At 68.2% G+C, this 21,646-nt stretch carries 18 protein-coding genes and 1 pseudogene; 13 read left to right on the forward strand and 6 right to left on the reverse strand.

Features of this window, described 5'->3' with window-relative positions; all coding sequences use genetic code 11:
* Positions 1–57 precede the first annotated feature (57 nt).
* Positions 58–576, reverse strand: a complete 519-nt coding sequence (locus B3611_RS00330; protein WP_291313091.1) for a M23 family metallopeptidase — start codon at positions 574–576, stop codon at positions 58–60.
* Between the two features lie 288 nt (positions 577–864).
* On the opposite strand from B3611_RS00330, the gene rpsB reads away from it, so the two are divergent.
* From rpsB to rlmN, 6 genes are all read left to right on the forward strand, one after another.
* Positions 865–1,806: a 30S ribosomal protein S2 gene (gene rpsB / locus B3611_RS00335; protein WP_291313092.1), complete on the forward strand. Its 942-nt coding sequence runs from the start codon at positions 865–867 to the stop codon at positions 1,804–1,806.
* A gap of 227 nt (positions 1,807–2,033) precedes the next feature.
* Positions 2,034–2,852 (forward strand): translation elongation factor Ts, encoded by an 819-nt coding sequence (tsf, locus tag B3611_RS00340; protein ID WP_291313093.1) that lies wholly within the window; start codon positions 2,034–2,036, stop codon positions 2,850–2,852.
* Positions 2,853–3,084: 232 nt separating this feature from the next.
* A complete protein-coding gene (gene pyrH, locus B3611_RS00345; RefSeq protein ID WP_291313122.1) occupies positions 3,085–3,771 on the forward strand; it encodes a UMP kinase in 687 nt (228 codons plus the stop codon).
* A 141-nt stretch (positions 3,772–3,912) separates the two neighbouring features.
* Positions 3,913–4,470 carry a ribosome recycling factor gene (gene frr, locus B3611_RS00350; RefSeq protein ID WP_291313094.1) on the forward strand — a complete coding sequence of 186 codons (558 nt, stop codon included), beginning with the start codon at positions 3,913–3,915 and terminating at the stop codon, positions 4,468–4,470.
* Between the two features lie 110 nt (positions 4,471–4,580).
* On the forward strand, positions 4,581–5,468 hold the full coding sequence (locus tag B3611_RS00355) for a phosphatidate cytidylyltransferase (protein ID WP_291313123.1): 888 nt from the start codon (positions 4,581–4,583) through the stop codon (positions 5,466–5,468).
* 52 nt (positions 5,469–5,520) lie between these two features.
* The gene (rlmN, locus tag B3611_RS00360) at positions 5,521–6,624 is read left to right on the forward strand and encodes a 23S rRNA (adenine(2503)-C(2))-methyltransferase RlmN (protein ID WP_291313095.1); all 1,104 of its coding nucleotides are present in this window, start codon (positions 5,521–5,523) and stop codon (positions 6,622–6,624) included.
* 251 nt (positions 6,625–6,875) lie between these two features.
* On the opposite strand, the pseudogene B3611_RS00365 reads toward rlmN, so the two are convergent.
* Positions 6,876–7,289 (reverse strand): annotated as a pseudogene (locus B3611_RS00365) (DUF2631 domain-containing protein); the annotation flags it as partial.
* Between the two features lie 163 nt (positions 7,290–7,452).
* Here B3611_RS00365 and dxr point away from each other — a divergent pair.
* The 5 genes from dxr to map all read left to right on the forward strand — a co-directional run bounded on the left by dxr (position 7,453) and on the right by map (position 13,848).
* Positions 7,453–8,616 carry a 1-deoxy-D-xylulose-5-phosphate reductoisomerase gene (gene dxr / locus B3611_RS00370; RefSeq protein ID WP_291313096.1) on the forward strand — a complete coding sequence of 388 codons (1,164 nt, stop codon included), beginning with the start codon at positions 7,453–7,455 and terminating at the stop codon, positions 8,614–8,616.
* A gap of 9 nt (positions 8,617–8,625) precedes the next feature.
* The gene (locus B3611_RS00375; RefSeq protein WP_291313097.1) at positions 8,626–9,837 is read left to right on the forward strand and encodes a M50 family metallopeptidase; all 1,212 of its coding nucleotides are present in this window, start codon (positions 8,626–8,628) and stop codon (positions 9,835–9,837) included.
* 20 nt (positions 9,838–9,857) lie between these two features.
* Entirely contained in the window at positions 9,858–11,021 is a 1,164-nt protein-coding gene (ispG, locus tag B3611_RS00380; RefSeq protein WP_291313098.1) for a flavodoxin-dependent (E)-4-hydroxy-3-methylbut-2-enyl-diphosphate synthase, read from the forward strand.
* Between the two features lie 61 nt (positions 11,022–11,082).
* Positions 11,083–12,915, forward strand: coding sequence for a penicillin-binding transpeptidase domain-containing protein (locus B3611_RS00385; RefSeq protein WP_291313099.1), 1,833 nt, complete (start codon positions 11,083–11,085; stop codon positions 12,913–12,915).
* 33 nt (positions 12,916–12,948) lie between these two features.
* Positions 12,949–13,848 (forward strand): type I methionyl aminopeptidase, encoded by a 900-nt coding sequence (gene map, locus B3611_RS00390; RefSeq protein ID WP_291313100.1) that lies wholly within the window; start codon positions 12,949–12,951, stop codon positions 13,846–13,848.
* Between the two features lie 39 nt (positions 13,849–13,887).
* Here the strand turns inward: map and mtr are convergent, their stop codons facing one another.
* A complete protein-coding gene (gene mtr, locus B3611_RS00395) occupies positions 13,888–15,312 on the reverse strand; it encodes a mycothione reductase (protein WP_291313101.1) in 1,425 nt (474 codons plus the stop codon).
* A gap of 36 nt (positions 15,313–15,348) precedes the next feature.
* Complete coding sequence (locus B3611_RS00400) at positions 15,349–16,359, reverse strand: alpha/beta hydrolase (protein ID WP_291313102.1); 1,011 nt, start codon at positions 16,357–16,359, stop codon at positions 15,349–15,351.
* 264 nt (positions 16,360–16,623) lie between these two features.
* On the opposite strand from B3611_RS00400, the gene mqo reads away from it, so the two are divergent.
* A complete protein-coding gene (gene mqo / locus B3611_RS00405) occupies positions 16,624–18,153 on the forward strand; it encodes a malate dehydrogenase (quinone) (protein ID WP_291313103.1) in 1,530 nt (509 codons plus the stop codon).
* Between the two features lie 24 nt (positions 18,154–18,177).
* Here mqo and B3611_RS00410 read toward each other — a convergent pair whose 3' ends face one another.
* Entirely contained in the window at positions 18,178–19,371 is a 1,194-nt protein-coding gene (locus B3611_RS00410; protein ID WP_291313104.1) for a protein adenylyltransferase SelO family protein, read from the reverse strand.
* Between the two features lie 24 nt (positions 19,372–19,395).
* Here B3611_RS00410 and B3611_RS00415 point away from each other — a divergent pair, with 24 nt between their 5' ends.
* Positions 19,396–20,373, forward strand: a complete 978-nt coding sequence (locus B3611_RS00415; RefSeq protein WP_291313105.1) for a class I SAM-dependent methyltransferase — start codon at positions 19,396–19,398, stop codon at positions 20,371–20,373.
* On the opposite strand, the gene B3611_RS00420 is transcribed toward B3611_RS00415, so the two are convergent.
* Entirely contained in the window at positions 20,366–21,469 is a 1,104-nt protein-coding gene (locus tag B3611_RS00420; RefSeq protein ID WP_291313106.1) for an ATP-binding protein, read from the reverse strand. The two genes, B3611_RS00415 and B3611_RS00420, sit on opposite strands and share 8 nt — an antisense overlap.
* Positions 21,470–21,646 lie beyond the last annotated feature (177 nt).

Genomic DNA, 21,646 nt, shown 5'->3' on the forward strand with positions numbered 1-21,646 from the left:
CCTCTCCGCGGTTTCTGTGCGGTGCCCACACTACCTGCGAGCAACCCCGCGGCGGCCTTACCCCAGTGGCTTGAGCCGGATTGCCGGCACGGCCAGGAGAGTCAACGGGTTGATGTAGGTGTCCGGACCCGTGCGCGCCCCCCAGTGCAGGCCACGGTGCTCGGAGGAGCGGCCGAGGATCCCGATCACCTCGCCCTCGGATACGGCGTCACCCTCGCGGACCCGGGAGTACACCGGCTGGTAGGTGGTGCGGATCCCGTCAGCGTGGTCGATGGATACCGTGGGGCTGCCAGCGACGACACCGGCAAAGGCGACGACTCCGTTGCCGGCGGCGCGAACCTCCGAACCGGGAGGGAGGCCGAGGTCGACCCCGCGGTGGCCCGGCAGCCAGTTCTTCTCGGGGATGTCGGCACTCCGGGTCACCCGAGAGGCGTGGGGCAGGCCGGTGCTCGGGTCGACCCAGGCCCAGGCCGGGGGAGCACCCGGGGCCCAGAGCACAAGGAGGGAGGCGAGAGCGGCGGCGCGGAGGCGACGGCGGGGAGGGAGGCCGGCGCCGGGGCACAGCGGGGAGTCCATGCGCCCAGATGTAGCACGGGGTACGGGGGTGGGCCGTCGAGAAGCGGGCGGGGCTGTGGATGAAGGGGTGGATGTGAACAACTTCGCAGCTCAATTGGCGTTTTTGCGCCGCGGTGGCTAAGGTTGATCGGGCAGTCTTCACGGGCTGACTACGCGCGCCGGAAAATGCCAGCTCAGCAACGGTCCCACAGTACGAGGGTGCGGGGCGGGCACGGTGCCAGGGCGCGGGATAAAAACCCGCGCAGTACTGATCAACCGAACTACTTCTCTCCGAAGGAGACAATTCCCATGGCAGTTGTAACCATGCGCGAACTCCTCGACGCGGGTGTGCACTTTGGCCACCAGACGCGTCGCTGGAACCCGAAGATGCGTCGCTTCATCTTCACGGATCGCAACGGCATCTACATCATCGACCTGCAGCAGACGCTGACCTACATTGACGAGGCCTTCGAGTTCGTCAAGGAGACCGTCGCACACGGCGGCACGATCCTCTTTGTGGGCACCAAGAAGCAGGCCCAGGAGCCCATCCAGGAAGAGGCTGCCCGGGTCGGCATGCCGTACGTGACCCACCGCTGGCTCGGTGGCATGCTCACCAACTTCCAGACCGTCTCCAAGCGCATCGCGCGCATGAAGGAGCTCCAGGCGATGGACGCCGCCGAGGATGGCTACGCCGGCCGCGGCAAGAAGGAAGTCCTCATGCTCAACCGTGAGCGCATCAAGCTCGAGCGCGTTCTCGGCGGCATCGCGGACATGACCAAGGCTCCCTCCGCCCTCTGGATCGTGGACACCAACAAGGAGCACATCGCCGTCGCCGAGGCACAGAAGCTGCGCATCCCCGTCGTGGCCGTGCTGGACACCAACTGCGACCCGGATGTCGTGGACTTCCCGATCCCGGGCAACGACGACGCCATCCGCTCCGTCAAACTGCTGACCCACATCGTGGGCGAGGCCGTCGTGGCCGGCAAACAGCAGCGTGAGGAGCGCCAGCTTTCCGCAGCCCGCGACGCCGCCGGTGACACCGACGCGAAGCGCCAGGCGGAGGCTGCCCAGGCCGCTGCCGATGCAGCCGGCTCCGAGGATGTCTCCGCCGCGGACGCCGCCAAGGCCGCTGCCGCAGCCGAGGCCGCGGCCCCGCAGGAGGTCGCCCCCGTGGAGCAGCCGCACGCCGTGCGCGCCGCCGAGCAGGCAGCCCAGGGCGAGACGGCGCAGGGCGAGTCCACCCAGGCTTAGACCCCAGGCACCGCACACACCCCGCGTCCTGTTCACGTCCGCTAACAAGGCAGGACGCGAGCCGGGCGCGGGGTGTCGCGTCTGACGGGGCAGCAGCTCCGGACGACGCACGCGGGGTCATTGTCGGCTACTCTGTAGAACCGATCAATCACTACGGGCCCGTGCCCGGCGCATGCGCGCCGCACGGGCGCCACCAACGTTTTAGATAAGAGGAGGATCGCCCCACTATGGCGAACTACACCGCTGCGGACGTCAAGAAGCTCCGCGAAACCACCGGTTCCGGCATGCTCGACTGCAAGAAGGCCCTGGATGAGACCAACGGCGACTTCGAGAAGGCTGTCGAGGTTCTCCGCATCAAGGGTGCGAAGGACGTCGGCAAGCGCGCCGAGCGCAACGCCCTCGAGGGCCTCGTTGCCGTGTCCGGCAACACCATCGTGGAGATCAACTCCGAGACCGACTTCGTGGCCAAGAACCAGGAGTTCAAGGACATCGCCGAGGATATCGCCAAGGCTGCAGCCGCCGTCAAGGCGAACTCCCAGGAGGAGCTCGCCAACGCCGACGTCAACGGTGAAACCGCCCACGACGTTCTGGAGCGCCTCTCCGCCAAGATCGGCGAGAAGCTCGAGCTGCGCCGCGCAGCCACCATCGAGGGCGAGAAGCTGGCCACCTACCTGCACCAGCGCTCCGCGGACCTCCCCCCGGCCGTGGGTGTCATCGTCGCCTACACCGGAGACAACGCAGAGGCCGCCCACCAGGTCGCACTGCAGATCGCCGCAATGAAGGCCCGCTACCTCACCCAGGAGAACATCCCGGCGGAGGTCGTCGAGAAGGAGCGCGCGGTCCAGGAGGAGATCACCCGCAACGAGGGCAAGCCGGAGGCCGCCATCTCCAAGATCGTCGAGGGCCGCATGGGCGGCTTCTTCAAGGATGTCGTGCTGCTCGACCAGCCGTCCCTCGCGGATTCCAAGAAGACCGTCAGGCAGTTCGCTGACGAGAACGGTATCGAGGTCACCGACTTCGTCCGCTACGAGGTCGGCCAGGCATAGTCGCCACCCTTCACCCGGCACAGCCCCGCCCTGACAGGGAGCGGGGCTTCCGCGTGTCCGCTTCACGACGCTCCGCCACCCCGCCCGGCACCCTGAGCAGCGGGTACGGTCCGCCGTTCGGGGATCGCTATGATCGTCAGGTGGACAACAACCCGCCCACCGCACACACACCACAAAAGGAGCCACCCAGGTGACTGAAGCACCCCACACCCGCAGCGGATACAAGCGCGTCATGCTCAAGCTCGGAGGAGAGATGTTCGGCGGCGGGAAGGTAGGGATCGATCCCGACGTCGTCGAGAGCGTGGCCACCCAGATCGCGGAGGTGGCGCAGGCGGGCACCGAGGTCGCGGTGGTCATCGGCGGCGGAAACTTTTTCCGTGGCGCCCAGCTGCAACAGCGCGGCATGGACCGTGCCCGCTCGGACTACATGGGCATGCTGGGCACCGTGATGAACTGCCTGGCCCTGCAGGACTTCCTCCAGCAGAAGGGTGTGGACTGCCGAGTGCAGACCGCCATCAACATGGCCCAGATCGCCGAGCCCTACCTGCCGCTGCGCGCCGCCCGCCACCTCGAGAAGGGCCGGGTCGTCATCTTCGGCGCCGGCATGGGCATGCCCTACTTCTCCACGGACACGACCGCCGCCCAGCGCGCCCTCGAGATCGGTTGTGAGGTGCTCCTCATGGCCAAGGGCGTCGACGGCGTCTATGACGATGACCCGCGCACCAACCCCGATGCCAAGCTCTTCACCGAGGTCACCCCGCGCGAGGTGATCGAGAAGGAGCTCAAGGTCGCGGACGCCACCGCCTTCTCGCTGTGCATGGACAACAACATGCCCATCCTCGTGTTCAACCTGCTCAAGGAGGGCAACATCGCCCGAGCGGTGGCGGGGGAGCAGATCGGCACCCTGGTCCAGTCGTAGGACCCGCGGCGCGGAGCGGGACGTCGTCAAGCGGGGGCCCGCTGGTAGATTGTTGGGGAACCGTGCGAGGGTGCGCCCCAGCCGGGCGCGCGCCCCACATGCACCGGCAGAACCGATCGACCCACGAAATGAGGATCCAGCATGATAGATGACGTACTTCTCGATGCCGAAGAGCGAATGTCCCACTCCGTCGACCACGCCCGCGACGACCTCGCCACCATCCGCACCGGTCGCGCGAACCCGGCGATGTTCAACGGCGTGATAGCCGAGTTCTACGGCGCGCCGACGCCGATCAACCAGATGGCCACGATTTCCGTGCCCGAGCCGCGCATGTTGCTGGTCAAGCCCTACGACATGTCCACGCTGAAGGAGATCGAGAACGCGATCCGCAACTCGGACCTCGGCGTGAACCCCACCGACGACGGCCAGGTCATCCGCGTGACCATTCCGCAGCTGACGGAGGAGCGCCGCCGCGATCTGGTCAAGCAGGCGAAGCAGAAGGGTGAGGAGGGCAAGATCGCCATCCGCAACATCCGCCGCCACGGCATGGAGGCCCTGAAGAAGATCCAGAAGGACGGCAAGGCCGGCGAGGACGAGGTCACCACCGCCGAGAAGGCCCTGGACAAGACCACCGCCCAGTATGTGGCCCAGATCGACGAGATTGTCACCCGCAAGGAAGCGGAGCTTCTCGACGTCTAGGGCGGCGCCCCGGACGCGATTCCCCCGCCCTATCCCCGCTACCAGCGCGATGGTGCGCTAGAAAGCCATGGCCCGTGACTGAAAACCCAGGTCCCGCGACCGACCCCGGTGTGGGGGGCCGCAAGCGCGGCTCCACGCGAGTCCTCCACGCCCCACGCCCGAAGAACAAGGCGGGGCGCAACCTCCCCGCCGCGACGGCGACCGGCCTGGGTCTTGCGGTGCTGGTGCTTCTTGCAGCATGGATCGGTCCGGTGGCGTGGTACCCGCTCGTCGCCGTCGCGGTTGCCCTGGCGATGTGGGAGGTGCTCACGCGCCTGCGCGAGGCGGGGTACCGGCAGCCCCGCACCCTGCTGATCATCCTGGGGCAGGCCATGCTGTGGGCGTCCGCGCTTTTCAGCGTGGTGGGCCTGGTGTCGGGCTTCGCCTTCAGCGTCCTCTTCCTCATGTTCTACCGCCTGTTCCATAACGGGCGTCACCGTAAGCCGGAAAACTACCTGCGCGACACCGCGGTCGGGGTGTTCGTGCTCGCGTGGATTCCCCTTTTCGGTTCCTTCGCCGCGCTGATCTCGCTGATTGACAACCCCGTCCAGCCCGGCGGGGTATTCATCCTCACCTTCATGCTCGGGGTGGTGGCTTCCGACATCGGTGGGTACTGCGCGGGCGTGATGTTCGGCTCGCACCCCATGGCACCCGCCGTGAGCCCGAACAAGAGCTGGGAGGGTTTTGCCGGGTCGATTGTCTTCGGGGTTGTCACCGGGGCGCTCATCGTCACCCTGCTTCTCGACCAGCCGTGGTGGCTCGGTGCGCTGCTCGGGGTCGCGCTGGTGATCTGCGCGACCATGGGGGATCTCGTGGAGAGCCAGTTCAAGCGGGAGCTGGGGATCAAGGACATGTCCCGGCTCCTCCCGGGCCACGGCGGCCTCATGGACCGCCTCGACGGGGTGCTGCCCGCCGCGGCCTCCACCTGGCTCGTGCTCACGCTGGTGGCCACCTTCTAGGCGGGCGGGAGATTCGTCAAGCGTCGGCCGACGTGCAAAGATGGGGGCTGTTATGAGCGATTTTCCCCACATCCAGCTGCTCGCCCCCAAGCGCGGCATGCCCCCGAAGCACTTCGCCGACCTCAGCGCCGAGGAGCGGGTCGCCGCGCTGGGTGACCTCGGTCTGCCCAGGTTCCGCGCGGACCAGATCGCCCGGCACTACTACGGCAAATTCGAGGCGGACCCGCTGACCATGACGGACCTGCCGGAGGCGCAGCGCCAGCTGGTCAAGGACGCGTTGTTCCCCCAGCTGCTCTCCCCGGTGCGCACCGTGGAGACGGACGAGGGTGACACCACGAAGACCCTGTGGCGCCTCCACGACGGCATCCTGCTCGAGTCCGTCCTCATGCGCTACCCGGGCCGTGCAACCCTGTGCATTTCCTCGCAGGCGGGCTGCGGCATGGCCTGCCCGTTCTGCGCGACGGGGCAGGGCGGACTCGACCGCAACCTGTCCACCGCGGAGATCGTCGACCAGGTCCGCGAGGCGGCTGCCGCGATGGAGCGCGAGGGCTCCCGCCTTTCCAACGTGGTCTTCATGGGCATGGGTGAGCCCCTGGCCAACTACAACCGGGTCGTCTCTGCGGTGCGCCAGATCACCCGCCCGGCCCCGGAGGGCTTCGGCATCTCCCAGCGCAACGTCACCGTCTCCACGGTCGGCCTCGCGCCGCAGATCCGCCGTCTCGCCGACGAGGGCTTCTCCTGCACCCTCGCCGTTTCCCTGCACACGCCCGACGACGAACTGCGCGACGAGCTGGTGCCCATGAACAACCGCTTCGCAGTCGCAGACGTGCTCGATGCCGCGCGCTACTACGCCGACCAGACGGGCCGGCGCGTGTCCATCGAGTACGCGCTGATCCGCGACATCAACGACCAGGACTTCCGCGCCGACATGCTGGGGCGCAAGCTTCACGACGCCCTCGGTTCCCTGGTTCACGTCAACCTCATCCCCCTGAACCCGACCCCTGGTTCGAAGTGGGACGCCTCCCCGCGGGCGAGGCAGGACGAGTTCGTCCGCCGCGTCATCGCACAGGGCGTTACCTGCACCGTCCGCGACACCAAGGACCAGGAAATCGCCGCGGCGTGCGGTCAGCTCGCCGCCGACGAAAAGGCGGGGTAGCCGCCGGGCGCCGACGGACGCGAAAGGGGCGGGCCGCACCGGACGAAATCCGGCGGCGGCCCGCCCCTGTGGTTTCCAGTGCCTTAGCTGTTGCGCAGGCCCCGGTAGTCGGGAGTGTGGGCACCCGGTGCATCGACGGTGGGAACGTCGGACTCATCGATGACGGTGACCTTGCGCTCTGCGTCATCGTGCTCGAGGCCCTCGGCGCGGTGGCTGGTGGCCACGCGCTCCACAGGCACCGTGTCCTGGTGTCCGCGGAGGTGGGTCACGCGGGAGGGATCGATGTTCAGGGCGCGCAGGGAGCGGTCGTCCAGATCGGCGTAGCTTCCGGAAAGGGTGTGCTGGTCGTAGGCCCAGTCGCGCTCCACGTAACCGACCGGCTTGTTGTGGGCGGTGACGGTGCGCACCTGGTTCAGCGTCGGGCGCACGGCGAAGAGGATGAGGCCGAGGGCGATGAGGACCGCGAGAGTGATCAGCCAGATCGTTTCCACGTGGCCGTGGTGGTTGCCGAAGTTGTACGCGACGAGGAACGCCACGGAGATCCAGCCCGCGATCTGGATGGAGGCCGGGCTCAGCTCGCTCCAGCCGTACTTCGCGGAGGGGACGTCCGCCTCGGAAACGCCGTTGTACACCTGGGGTGCTCTGTCGTGCGCGTGGTGGGCCACTGCTTTCTCCTTGCTGAACCTCGGAACCCGCCGGCGGCGGGCAGAATGATACCTGCGGACATTCTCCCACACCCCGGTGCGCAAGAGTGAGTGGATACCCCCCAAATGTTTCATACTTTTCATTGAGTACGGCCGTGTCCGGGGGTCATGCCACAATGGCGGGGTGAAAAAGATTGTGCTTCTCGGCTCCACCGGCTCGATCGGGACGCAGGCCGTCGAGGTCATCCAGGCAAACCGGGACTCCTTCGAGGTGGTGGGCATTGCCGCCGGCGGCCGTAACCCCGGCCTCGTGATCGAGCAGGCCCGCGCCTTCGGTCTGGGGGCCGACGCCGTCTCCGTCTCCGACCCGGGGGCAGCCGCCGAGGTGTCGCGGGAGCTGGGCTCGAGCGTTCTCGCCGACCCCCAGGATCTCGTCCGCTCCCGGCCGTCGGACGTGGTCCTCAACGCGCTGGTGGGGTCCCTCGGGCTCGCGTCCACGCTCGCGGCACTGGAGACGGGTGCGACACTCGCACTCGCCAACAAGGAGTCGCTCGTGGCGGGAGGGGAGCTCGTCACCGGCACCGCGGCCCCGGGGCAGATTGTTCCCGTCGATTCCGAGCATTCGGCGATGGCTCAATGCCTGCGCTCCGGCGCGCGCGGTGAGGTCGCCCGCCTCGTCCTCACGGCATCCGGCGGTCCCTTCCGGGGACGCACCCGCGACGAAATGTGGGATGTGACCCCCCGGGAGGCTGCCGCGCACCCGACGTGGAGCATGGGCCAGATGAACACGCTGAACTCCGCGACGCTGGTGAACAAGGGGCTGGAGCTCATCGAGGCGACCCTGCTGTTCGATATCCCCCCGGCGCTTATCGACGTCACCGTCCACCCCCAGTCGATCGTCCACTCGATGGTGACCTTCTGCGACGGCGCGACAATCGCGCAGGCCTCGCCACCCTCCATGAAGTTGCCCATTGCCCACGCACTGGCGTGGCCCGACCGGGTCGCGAACGCCCAGCCCTCCCTCGATTTCTCGCAGGCGATGGACTGGCGTTTCGAGCCCCTCGATGACACGGCTTTCCCCGCTGTCGGCCTCGCCCGCCGGGTGGCGGAGGCGGGGGAGACCTACCCCGCGGTCTACAACGCCGCCAACGAGGAGGCAGCGGCCGCGTTCCTGGACGGGCGCATCCGCTTCCCGCAGGTTGTCGACGTCATCGCCGACGTTCTGGACGGCGCCGCCGACTTCGTCGTCAAGCCCGGGTCTTTCGGGGCGGTCGTTGCGGTGGAGGACGAAGCCCGCCGCCGCGCGCGCGGCAGCATCGCCCGTCTCGCCGGAAACGGCCGCGGGTAGGGCGGGCGCGTGGGCTCCCTGACGGGCATTGTCATCTTCGCCCTCGGCATCGCGGCATCGATCGCGCTGCACGAGGCCGGCCACATGTTCGTGGCCCGCGCGTGCGACATGCGGGTGAGGCGCTATTTCATCGGTTTCGGCCCGCCCGTGTGGCAGGCCACCCGGGGGCACACCACATACGGCATCGCGGCGCTGCCCTTCGGGGGCTTCTGCGACATCGCCGGGATGACCGCCCAGGACGACCTCACCGAGGAGGAGAAGCCGCTCGCGATGTACCGCAAGCCGGCGTGGCAGCGCGTTTCGGTGATGAGCGGCGGCATCGCCATGAACCTGCTCCTCGGGCTGGTGATCACCTATCTCGTCGCGGTGTTCGCCTCCATTCCCAACCCGTACGCTGACCGCACCCCGACCGTGGGTGCTCTCGCCTGCACCTCGGACCAGGTGGCCCCTGACACCCTGGCGGAGTGCACGGGCCCCGGGCCCGCCGCGGAGGCCGGCATCCAGGCGGGGGACAAGCTTCTCGCTGTCGACGGCCACAAGATCGCCGCGTTCACGGAGGTGCGCACCTACGTGATGACGCGCCCGGAGCAGACCGTCTCGCTGGAAATCGAGCGCGACGGCGCCCGCCGGGACATCCCGGTGCACGTCAACGCAGTCACGCGGCTCCACCCGAAGACCGGACGGCCGGTCCGGGCCGGGGCGATCGGGGTGAGCAGCAAACCGGTGGACAACCCCACGGCCTCGTTCGGGCCCGTTGACGCGGTGCCCGCCACTGCCCGGCTCACGGGTCAGATGCTGTGCGCCACCGTGGACGGTATTGCCGCCTTCCCGGGCAAGATCCCCGGGGTGGTCGCGTCGATCTTCGGCGCCCAACGCGACGCAGATGGGCCGGTGAGCGTAATCGGGGCATCCCGGGCAGGCGGGGAGCTCGTCGAGCGCAGCATGTGGGAGGTCTTCTGGATGCTCCTCGCATCCCTGAACTTCTTCCTCGCCCTGTTCAACCTCGTCCCGCTCCCGCCGCTGGACGGAGGGCACATCGCGGTGATCGTCTACGAGAAGATCCGCGACGCAATCCGCCGTCTCCGCGGCCTCGCCCCCGGAGGTCCGGTAGACTACCGCAGGCTCATGCCGCTGACCTACGCGATGGCGTCGCTGCTGCTCGTCGTGGGGGTGTTTGTCATGCTTGCGGACGTGGTCAACCCCGTAAAGGTGTTCGGGTAGCGGTGCTAGAGTTGGGGGCTATGAATCAGCCTATTGCTTTGGGTCTTCCCGATAGCCCGCCCCCGACCCTCGCGCCGCGTCGCCGCACCCGTCAGCTGATGGTCGGGAGCGTGGGGGTCGGCTCCGAGCACCCGGTCTCGGTCCAGTCGATGACGACGACGAAGACGCACGACATCAACGCGACGCTGCAGCAGATCGCCCAGCTGACCACAGCGGGCTGCGACATCGTCCGCGTCGCGTGCCCCAAGACGGTGGATGCGGAGGCCCTCCCGGCCATCGCGGCGAAGTCGCCGATCCCGGTGATCGCCGACATCCACTTCCAGCCGAAATACATCTTCGCCGCCATCGACGCGGGTTGCGCCGCCGTCCGTGTCAACCCGGGCAACATCAAGGAGTTCGACGGGCGCGTCAAGGAGGTCGCCAAGGCGGCCGGTGACGCAGGTATCCCGATCCGCATCGGGGTCAACGGCGGCTCCCTCGACAAGCGTCTGCTGGAGAAGTACGGCAGGGCAACCCCGGAGGCGCTGGTCGAATCCGCAGTGTACGAGGCAGGGCTGTTCGAGGAACACGGTTTCGGCGACATCGCCATCTCCGTCAAGCACTCCGACCCGGTGCTCATGGTCGAGGCCTACCGCCAGCTCGCCGAGGTCACCGATTACCCGCTGCACCTCGGCGTAACGGAGGCAGGACCCAAGTTCATGGGCACCATCAAGTCGTCCGTCGCTTTCGGCGCGCTGCTCTCCCAGGGCATCGGAGACACCATCCGAGTGTCCCTCTCCGCGGATCCGGTCGAGGAGATCAAGGTCGGTGACCAGATCCTCCAGTCGCTCAACCTGCGGCCGCGCAAGCTCGAAATCGTCTCCTGCCCGTCCTGCGGTCGCGCGCAGGTGGACGTTTACAAGCTCGCCGAGGAAGTCACCGCGGGCCTCGAGGGCATGGAGTTCCCCCTCCGCGTGGCGGTCATGGGGTGTGTCGTCAACGGCCCAGGCGAGGCCCGCGATGCGGATCTCGGCGTCGCTTCGGGCAACGGCAAGGGCCAGATCTTCGTCAAGGGCGAGGTCGTTGAGACGGTCCCCGAGGCGAAGATCGTGGAGACGCTGATCTCCCACGCCCTGCGGATCGCCGAGGAGGAGGGCCTCGAGGAAATCGAGGGCGCGAAGGCGGAAGTCAAGGTCACCCGCTAGACCCCGTGGTCCCACGGAGTGGTGGCGCCGGCTGGGATGCCGGCGCTGTTATCTTCATCCCATGAACCGTTCCGTGGTCGCCGTCGCCAGCGCCTGCGCGCTCGTCGCCCCCCTCGCCGCGTGCACCCCGAAGCCCCACGATGCCGGGCCCACAGTCCAGGATTTCGTCGACGCGGTGCGTGAAAAGGACTACGACGCGATCGCTTCGCTTGTCGACGACCCCTCCGCCGCCACCGATTCCATCCGCCAGACCTGGGAGGGCCTGCAGGCCGAGGGGCTCAACGCCTCGGTGGGAGAGGTGCATCAGCAGGACAACATCGCCACCGTGGACTACACGATGGACTGGGATCTGCCCCGCGACCGCGACTACTCCTACAACACGACGATGACTCTCACGCAGTCCGGGGACAAGTGGACGGTGCGCTGGCAGCCCTCGGTACTCAATCCCCGCCTCGGTGCGAACCAGCACTTGGAGCTGCGCTCCGAGCCGGCGGACAAGGCGAGCGTCGTCTCATCCGACGGTGTGGAGCTTCTCCGCCCGGGTGTGGCCCTGCGCGTGCTGGTGGACCCGGAGCAGGCGCGCGATGCCCGGGTGACGGCGACCCGCGTTTCGGCGGCGCTGGACAAGGCCCGCGAGGTGGACCAGACGGTTCCCCACCGGGACGCGGCCGAGTTGGAAGAGGAGATCAAGGGGGCGTCGTCAAGCTACTCTGTGGCCGTCCTGCCCGCGGCCGTGCAGCAGGCGTTCCAGCAATCCCTGGGCGACACCCCCGGCGTGCGGGTGAACGAGGAGGCGGCGATGGTCAACGCGGACCCGACGTTCGCTCCGGACATCATGGCGCGCGTGGGAGAGCTCGTGCGCGGGGACCTCGACGGCACCGCCGGGTGGAATGTCAGCGTAGTCAACAACAACGGCGTCGCGCTGGAGGAGCTCACGGGTGAGGACGCCGTGCCCTCGCCGGCGGTGCATATCAGCCTGGACCACGCGGTGCAGCGGGCCGCGGAGAAGGCGCTGGAGCCCATTGCGGGCCAGCAGGCGATGGTGGTGGCAATCCGGCCGTCGACGGGCGGCATCCTCGCGGTGGCGCAGACCCCGGCTGCAGACAAGGACGGCAACATCGCCACGATGGGCCAGTACCCGCCGGGTTCGACGTTCAAGATCATCACCAGCACCGCGGGCATGGAGCTGCGGGGGCTCACGCCGGACTCCATTGTCCCGTGTCCCGGGTCGATGGACATCTACGGGCGCATCGTGACCAACTACGCCGGCTTCTCCCTCGGCAGCGTGCCGATGCAGTCCGCTTTCGCCCACTCCTGCAACACCACCTTCGCCGACATCTCGACGCAGCTGGAGCCGGGGCAGCTGAAGGACGTCGGCAAGCAGTTCGGCCTCGGCGTGGACGTGAACATTCCGGGGATCGACACGGTCACCGGGTCGATCCCGGTCGGGGAGGAGCCCCTCGACCGCACGGAAGCCGGTTACGGGCAGGGCCACGACCTCGCCAGCCCCTTCGGGATGGCACTGGTGTCCTCGACGGCCGCGCACGGTTCCATGCCCGTGCCCTACCTCATTGAGGGGCAGGGCACCGACGTGAGCGAGAAGCCGGCGCCGCCGAGCCCGGACGCGCTTGACCAGCTGCGCCAGATGATGAAGGCCGTGACCCAGCCCGGGGGCACCGCCAACGGCATGAAGGCCGGGGGAGACATCCGCGGTAAGACGGGTGAAGCGGAGATCAACGGCGGCTCCCACGCCTGGTTCACGGGCTACCGGGCGGATGACGACATCGCCTTCGCCACCCTCATCGTCCTGGGCGGCGGCTCGGAGGCCGCGGTGGCTGTGACCGACCGGATGCTGCTCAACCTGGACCAGTCGCGCCAGCCGGGAGGCGAGTGAGGGCCGTCGTCCTCCGGGGCTAGCATGGGGGCCATGACTGAACGAGGATTGCTCACACCCGGTAGGCCCACCCCCATCCGCACCGTGCCCGAGAACATCGAGCGCCCGGAATACGCGTGGAAGGACGAGGTCCGCGAGAACATCGGCGAGCCCTTCGTGCAGAGCCCGGAGACGATCGAGCGCATGCGCGAGGCATCGAAGGTCGCGGCGAACGCGCTCGCCGTGGCCGGGGCCGCGGTCGAGCCCGGGGTGACCACCGACGAGGTCGACCGGGTCGCCCACGAGTACATGCTCGACCACGGGGCCTACCCCTCCACGCTCGGCTACCGCGGCTACCCCAAGTCGTGCTGCGTCTCCCTCAACGAGATTGTCTGCCACGGCATTCCGGACACCACGGTGATCGAGGAGGGTGACATCGTCAACATCGACGTCACGGCCTACAAGAACGGTGTGCACGGCGACACCAACGCGACGTTCTACGCCGGCGAGGTGGAGGAGCGCCACCGCCTGCTTGTCGAGCGAACGTACCAGGCCATGATGCGTGGCATCAAGGCGGCCAAGCCGGGCCGCGAAATCAACGTGATCGGCCGCGTCATCGAGTCCTACGCCAAGCGCTTCGGCTACAACGTTGTCACCGACTTCACGGGCCACGGCGTGGGGCCGACCTTCCACAACGGGCTCGTGGTGCTGCACTACGACTCGGACGCCTATCGCGACATCCTCGAGCCGGGCATGACCCTGACCATTGAGCCGATGATCAACCTGGGCGAGCTGCCCTACCGCATCTGGGACGACGACTGGACCGTGCAGAACATCGACGGCGAGTACACCGCCCAATTCGAGCACACCATCCTTATCACGGAGAGCGGCAACGAGATCCTCACCCTTCCCGACGCCGATGTTGCCGAAGGCATGCTCATGCTCGGCGCGTAGACACCCGATTGACGACAGGCAACGAGCCGATGCAGAACCTCAGTGCCCGGTGAAATCGAGGTCGAGACCGAGGATGGCGTTCTCCGTGACCTCCGCCAGCGCCGGGTGGATCCAGTACTGGGCCCGCGGGAACGAGCGCAGGTCGAGGTCGTAGGCGAGCACCGTGATCATCTGCTGAATGAGCGTGGAGGCCTGCGGCCCCATGTAGTGGGCGCCCAGAAGCTTCCCGGTCCGCCGGTCGGCCACCAGCTTCACGACGCCCGTCGTGTCCTCCAGCGCCCACCCGTAGGCCACGTCCCCGTAGTTCTGGGTCTTCACCGTCACGTCGTGGCCGGCCTCGACGGCCTGGTCCTCCGTCATCCCCACCGTGGCGATTTGCGGGTGGGTGAACACGGCGAACGGGACGTGCTCGTGGGGCATCGGAACCATGTCACCCGGGTGGAGGATGTTGTGCCGCACGGCGCGGGTCTCCGCGTTGGCCACGTGCTTGAGCTGGTAGGGGGAGGAGATGTCGCCCAGCGCCCACACGCCCTCCGCCGTGGTGCGTCCGAACTCGTCGACCCGGACGCTGCCGTTGGGGCGCATCTCGACACCCGCGGCCCCCAGGTTCAGCAGGTCGCCGTTCGGGTGCCGGCCCACCGCGACGAGAAGTTTCTCCGAGGTGACGGTGGTGCCGTCGTCAAGCGTCAGCGTGACCGAACCCTCGTCCCCTGTGGCACCTTCCACGACCCTGCCGATGTGTGTCTCGTAGGTCTCCTCCGCGATCCTGTTGATGCGTTCGGCGATGTCGCGGTCGAGGCTGCGCAGCACCGGCGAGCGGTTGACCAGGCGGACCTTCGTGCCCAGGGAGTTGAAGATGTGCGCGAACTCCATCGCGATGAAGCCGCCGCCCACGATGGTCAGGGATTCGGGCTGCTCGTCCAGGCGCATGATGTCGTCGCTGGTGTGATGGGGCACGCCTTCGGCCCACTCGGGGATGACGGGCCGGGCGCCAGCCGCGAGGATGACCGTGTCGCCGGAGATGATCTTCTCCTCGTTGCCCTGGCCGGTGCGGAGGGTCCGCGGGGCGACGAAGGTGGCGTGGCGGTCGTAGACGGTGACGTTGGGGGAGCCCGGCCCGCGCCGGAACTCCTCTCCGCCGGTCGCGATGAGGTCGATCCGGTCGTGGAACACCCGCTTGACGACGCCCTTCCAGTCCACTCCCCTGTACTCGACGTCGAGGTTGAGCGGTCCCGCGTGCCGGGCATCAAACGCCCGGTCCGCGGCCTTGACGTACATCTTGGTGGGGATGCAGCCGACGTTCATGCAGGTGCCGCCGAAACGCCCCTCCTCGACGATTGCGATGGACATGTCGTCGAACTCGGGCGTGGGAATCGAGTTGCCGGAACCGGCGCCGACGATGATCAGGTCGTAGTGGGCGTCGACGGCACCGTCGCGGGTGCCCGGCGTGGTGGGGTGCGTCATGGTGGATTCTCCTGGGGGTGTGGTGGGGGGCGCGGATTAACCGGCCAGCTCGTCGAGGAAGGCGTCCGCGGCCGAGAAGGCGGCCTCGCGGGCGTGGGTTTCGGAGAGGAAGACGTCGTGGAGCGCACCGTCAATGGGCTCCACCCGCGAGTCCCGCGCGAGCGTCGGCGCCCACCGCTGGATCTGGTCGACGTCGAGCACGGTGTCGGCGGTGTCCGCCGCCGCGGAGTAGGGCTTGTTCAGGTAGGAGTGCGAGGAGCACAGCGTGAGCGTGGGCACCCCGGTGTCGATCTCACCGGAGTGGATCTCCTTGTGGCCCTGCATGACGGCGCGCAGCCACCCCAGCTCGACGAGGTGACCCTTGACCGGCTTCATCTCCGGGTCGAAGGTCCACCTGCCGTGCTCTGCGGCCGAGATGGAGATGCCGTAGGCGCCCGCCGCCCCCTTGGGCAGGCGCAGCGACGGCATGTACTTGCCCGCCAGGCTCACGGGCCCGCGCAGGAGCGCGACGACGGGGTCGGGGAACTGCATGTCCAGCCACGGGCTGTCGAGGATGAGGCCCGCGATGGCGCGGTGCGCGGCGGGGTTGGTGCGGCGCAGCGCGTCGATCCACAGCGGCGCGATCAGCCCGCCGGTGGAGTGCGCGATGGGCACCACACGGCCGTGCTTGCCCGCCACCAGCTTCAGGGCCGAGGTCAGCTCGGGAAAGTACTCATGCATGTCGGTGGTGAAGTGCCAGCGCTCGCCGCTCTGCCGGGAGCGGCCGCAGCGGCGCAGGTCGATGGCGTAGAAGGGGTGGCCGTCGGCGAGGAAGTGCGCGGCCACGTGGTCCTGGAAGAAGTAATCGGACATCCCGTGGATCCAGAGGATGGCCGGTTTGCCCGTCGGGGCGTCGGGAAGCGCGCGGACGAGGGTGGCCCGCTCCGTGGTGTCACCGGGGAGGGGGCGCTCGAGGGGTACTACAGCCGATTCGAACCCGTCGCCCAGCATGTCCTCCCCCCAGGGGAGGTCGTCCAGGCGCGGGACAGAGTTGTTGATGCGCGTCATGCCCTAGATGGTAGGTCATACTTTCGGACTGCGGTTCACCCCTGCGTGCGCGGTGGACATGCGCTCCGGTCTATTGTCACGGCTTCTGTAAAGGGGCGTAGAGTGTAGTGGCAAGTCGATTCGGGAACGCCCACGCCAGACGGGCCCGCGGCCCGGTCGCCCGGTCCGCGCCGGGGTGCGGGCCTGACCGGCGACCGACACGATGAAGATCACCACGATTGAGCACCGAATCCGCACGAACTAAAAGCGAAAAGGGTTGAACGGATGTCTGAAGAACAAGGCAATAATTTTAGTGGCGAGGTGGATGTCCTGCTCATCGGCGCCGGCATCATGAGCGCCACCCTGAGCGCCATGCTCCGGGAGCTCGAGCCGGACTGGTCCCAGGCCATCTACGAGCGTCTGGACGGGTCCGCCCAGGAGTCCAGCTACCCGCTGAACAACGCGGGCACCGGCCACTCCGCGCTCTGTGAGCTGAACTACACCCCCGAGATCAAGGGGGAGGTTGATGTCACCAAGGCGATGGCGATCAACGAGAAGTTCCAGATGTCGCGCCAGTTCTGGTCCCACCAGATCGAGGGTGGGATGCTGCAGGATCCGAAGGCCTTCATCAACCCCGTGCCGCACGTGTCCTTCGCCCAGGGCGAGGACCAGATCGATTACCTGCGCCGCCGCTACGAGAAGCTCTCCGAGAACCACATGTTCCCGAACATGGAGTTCACCGAGGACGAGGCCGCGTTCTCCGAGAAGCTGCCGCTCATGGCCAAGGGCCGCGACTTCGGCGCCGAGCGCGTCGCCATTTCCTGGATCGACGCCGGCACCGACATCAACTACGGCGCCCTGACCAACCAGTTCATTGACAACGCGAAGGCCAGCGGCACCACCGTGCGCTACGGCCACGAGGTCCTCGGCCTCAAGCGCGAGGGCTCGAAGTGGAAGGTCACCGTCCGCAACGTGCACACCGGGGACAAGCAGGTCGTCTCGGCACGTTTCGTCTTCGTCGGTGCCGGCGGTTACGCGCTCGACCTGCTGCGCAAGGCGGGTGTGCCCGAGGTCCGCGGTTACGCCGGTTTCCCCATCTCCGGCCTGTGGCTGCGCACCACCAACCAGGAGCTCGTCTCCCAGCACCAGGCGAAGGTCTACGGCAAGGCCAAGGTCGGCGCCCCGCCGATGTCCGTGCCCCACTTGGACCTGCGCGTCATCGACGGCAAGGAATCCCTCCTCTTCGGCCCCTACGGCGGCTGGAGCCCGAAGTTCCTCAAGAAGGGCTCCTATCTGGATCTGTTTAAGTCCATCCGCCCGGACAACATCCCGTCCTACCTGGGTGTCGCCGCCACCAACGTCGACCTGGTCAAGTACCTCGTCTCCGAGGTGTTCAAGGACTTTGACGGCCGCCTTGAAGCTCTGCGCGAGTACTACCCCGACGTTGACGGCAAGGACTGGGACACCGTCGTGGCCGGCCAGCGCGTCCAGGTGATCAAGCCCGCCTCCGCGCCGCGCTTCGGCTCCCTCGAGTTCGGCACCGCGCTGGTCAACGACCAGGGTGGCACCATTGCCGGTATCCTCGGCGCCTCCCCGGGCGCCTCCATCACCCCCTCGGCGATGCTCGAGCTCCTCGAGCGCTGCTTCGGTGAGCGGATGATCGACTGGTCCGACAAGCTCCACGACATGTTCCCGACCTACGGCACGTCGCTGAAGACCGATGCCGAGGCCTTCCAGAAGCAGTGGGAGTGGACCCAGAAGGTTCTCCGCCTCGAGGAGAACGAGCCCAAGCTCGACGACAACGTTGGAGCTTAAGAGCTCACGCTTGACGACGCCCCTTCATGTGCCGCAATAGGTGATGAAGGGGTTTTCGTCACCCTCCGGCCGGGACATCCACTCCGGCCCGGCCGCCGGATTGTACGGGTCGGTCACCGCGGCGAGCAGCTCACGGTATGCGGAGTAGTCACCGTCGCGCTCGGCGGCGGTGATGGCGCGGTCGAGCATGTGGTTGCGCGGCACGAACACCGGCCCCCCGCCGTGTTCCCGGTTGAACAGGGTGATGTCGGCGGCCTCGGCAATGCCCTCCGCCCCCTCGAAATGCCGCGCCCAGTGGTGGTCCCAGCGCTCCTGGATGGTGCCGAGGATCCCCTGGGCCTCGTCCTGGTCCATGACGGGCAGGAGTGCCTCCCCCAGGCGGGCAAGGTTCCAGGCGATGATATTCGGCTGGTTGCCGAAGGAGTATCGCCCCGCCTCATCGATGGATGAGAACTTCGCGCCGCCCACGAAGCGCTCGGTGAACGCGCAGGGCCCGTAATCGATGGTCTCACCCGACAGGGCGGTGTTGTCCGTGTTCATCACCCCGTGGACGAAACCGAGGCGCATCCAGCGGACAACGAGCTCGACCTGCCGGTCGAGAACGGCGCTCAGAAGCTCGGCCGGGCCCGCGAAACCGGCGGCGGCGACAACCTTGGCCACCAGCTCCTCCGACTGGCTCGCCGCGTACTGCACGGAGCCGACCCGCAGGTGGGAGCTGGCGACGCGCGCCACAATCCCGCCCGGGACCACGCCCTGCTGGCGCATCACCTTCTCGCCGGTGGTGAGGACAGCTAGCGACCGGGTAGTGGGGATGCCCACGGCGTGCATGAACTCGCTGACGAGGTACTCCCGAAGCATCGGGCCCACCGCGCCCCTCCCGTCCGAGCCCGGGCGGGAGAAGCGCGTGCGGCCGGAGCCCTTGAGCTGGATCTCCCGCCCGCCGGTGTCACCCAGGAGGAGGGCGCGGCCGTCGCCAAGCAGCGGCACGAACTGGCCGAACTGGTGGCCGGCGTACGCGGTGGCGTGGCCTCCTGCCGAACCGGCGAGCCACCCCACCCCCTCGGCGGAGCGCAGCCAGGCGGGGTCGAACCCCAGCTCGCGCGCGAGCGGTTCGTTGAGGACCACCAGCTGGGGGCACGGGAAATCGGCGGCAGCGGTGGGCACCGCCATCTCCGGCAGCGTCTCGGCGAAGGTGTGGGCGAGGAGGGGTTCAGACATGTCCCCAGCCTAGACTCGGAGACCATGACCCATACCGCCCCCGCCGCCCCGCGCACGCTCGACGCCCTCATCCTCGACGAGGCCGACCTCGGCTCCGCGGGGACGATCCTGGTTTGCTCGGACCCGTCGGGTGCCCTGCTCGCCGCGGCGGTGGGGACGGGCCGCGAGGTCGTCTACCTCGACCCCGACTACTCCCGCTGCCAGCAAGCGGCACGGGCGGGAGCACGGGTGGCCGGCGACGTGCGCCTCGACGAGTTCCTGGCCGGCTCCTCCGGAATGGCCGTGGCTGTGGGGGAGATGCCCAAGTCGATCGGCCGCCTCGACTATGTGGCGCGCTCCATCGCTGGTGCCGGCTTCTCCGCCGTGCGCGTGGTCCTGGGGGCTAACAACAAGCACCTCTCCCGGTCGATGAACGCCTGCCTGGGGCAGTCCTTCACCGAGGTCGCCGCCTCGCGGGGGAGAGGCAAATTCCGCTGCCTCATCGCCTCGGGCCCGCGCGCGGTCAGCTACGAACCGGTGCGCCGGGGCGGGCTCGTCGCGTTCGGAGGCGTCTTCTCCGGCGCCCGGCCCGATCACGGCGGCGAGCTCCTGCGCGCCAATGTGCCCGCGGAGCCGGGGCGGCTCCTGGACCTGGGCTGCGGCAACGGGTCGGTGTCGCGCGGACTCGCGGGCGATGTCACCGCCACCGACTCCGACGCGGACGCGGTGCTCTCCGCACGCGCGGCCGGTCTGACGGTGACCTGGGATGACGCGGGGTCGCGGTTCCCGGACGGCTCCTTCGACACCATCGCGCTCAACCCACCTTTCCACGACGGGGCCGCCGTCGATGCCACGCTGGTCACCTCGCTTCTCGACGCCTCCCGCCGCCTCCTTGCCCCCGGCGGCGCGCTCTACCTGGTGCACAACTCCCACCTGCGCTACCGCGGTGAGGTGGAGCACCGGTTCGACGTCGTGAAGCAGGTGGCGCGCAACGACCGGTTCACGGTGCTGCGGGCTAGCTGATCCGCCGTGGACCCCGGCGCTCGCGCAGATATTCCCCCAGGTAGGGCTGCGCGAAGGCCACCTCGCCCCACCCCGCGGGAATGATGAGGTCGCGCTCGATGAGCTTGCCGCGGGTGTCGCTCAGCCCCGTCACGGGCCGCCCCAGTTCCTCCGCGAGGCGGGAGCTCGTGACCGTCGCGGTTCCGATTCGCGCCATGGCATCGAGGTATTCGCGCTGGCGCGGGGGCACGTCGCGTAACGACGGCTGGTGCACCTGCGTCCCCAGACGCTCGACCGCCTCCCCGCGCACCGCCTCGACCGCGGCGGCATCGATGGCCCCGCCTGAATGCTTCCAGGCGAGGTAGCCGATCAGCTGCACGAGGTACGGGTACCCCTGCGTGAAGCGGGCCGCTGTGTCCGCCGCCTCCGGCGTGAAGGCGCGGCCGGCCTCGGCGGCGGTTTGGGCGAGGGTGCGGGTGGCGTCGTCAAGCGTGAGCGGACCGAGCTCGTAATGGCGCGCGCGACGCAGGAACGTCGCCCCCGGGAGGTCGAGAAGGCGGTTCACGCCGCGGGTCAGGCCCGCCATGGCAAGCGCGATGTCGGCGTCGTCGCGCACGAGGTCCTGGTAGGCCACGGCGATGCGGGCGAGGTCCTCCGGTTCGGCATCCTGTACTTCGTCGATGGTGAGCAACACGCCCGTGTCGATGGCGTCGAGCAACTCCTTCAGCCGCGAGGTGAGGTGCGGCTCGGCGCGTGAGCTCTCGGCGAGGTCGGTGCGCACCGAACCGATCCCCGCCACCGAGATTCCGGTCAACTTGCGCTGCGGTTCGGGGTGAAGCGCCTGCAGCGCCTCCGGAATCGTGGATGCGGTGAGGGTGGAGGCCATGCCCTCCCGGCCCGAGGCGCGCAGGACGATCCACCCGCGCTTCCGGGACCGGTCCTCCAGCTCCGTGAGGAGCACCGTCTTGCCGATCCCCCTGGACCCCGAGACGATGATGCTCCGGTGGGGGTCACCCGGGCCGTTGTCGAGGGCGCGTTCGAACTCGTCCAGCACCGCTTCCCGGCCCGCCCAGACGCGGGGGCTGGCGCCGAAGGTGGGGCGGAAGGGGTTTGTCATGGTGGTGAGTGTACGTCGAGGCGACGCGATTGATAAACCGATAAACCCATCTGGTTGATAAATTGATAAACCGGGTTCGGAAGGTTGAGCTGCGGGGGTGGTAGGAGACGGGGCCGGCGTGATATCACGTTTTGCCCTCCCGGCTCTTTGTTGACCTGGGGTTTTGCCACCGGGAAT

Origin of the sequence: Corynebacterium sp. UBA2622 (assembly GCF_002339505.1) — a bacterium.
Lineage (GTDB): Bacteria > Actinomycetota > Actinomycetes > Mycobacteriales > Mycobacteriaceae > Corynebacterium.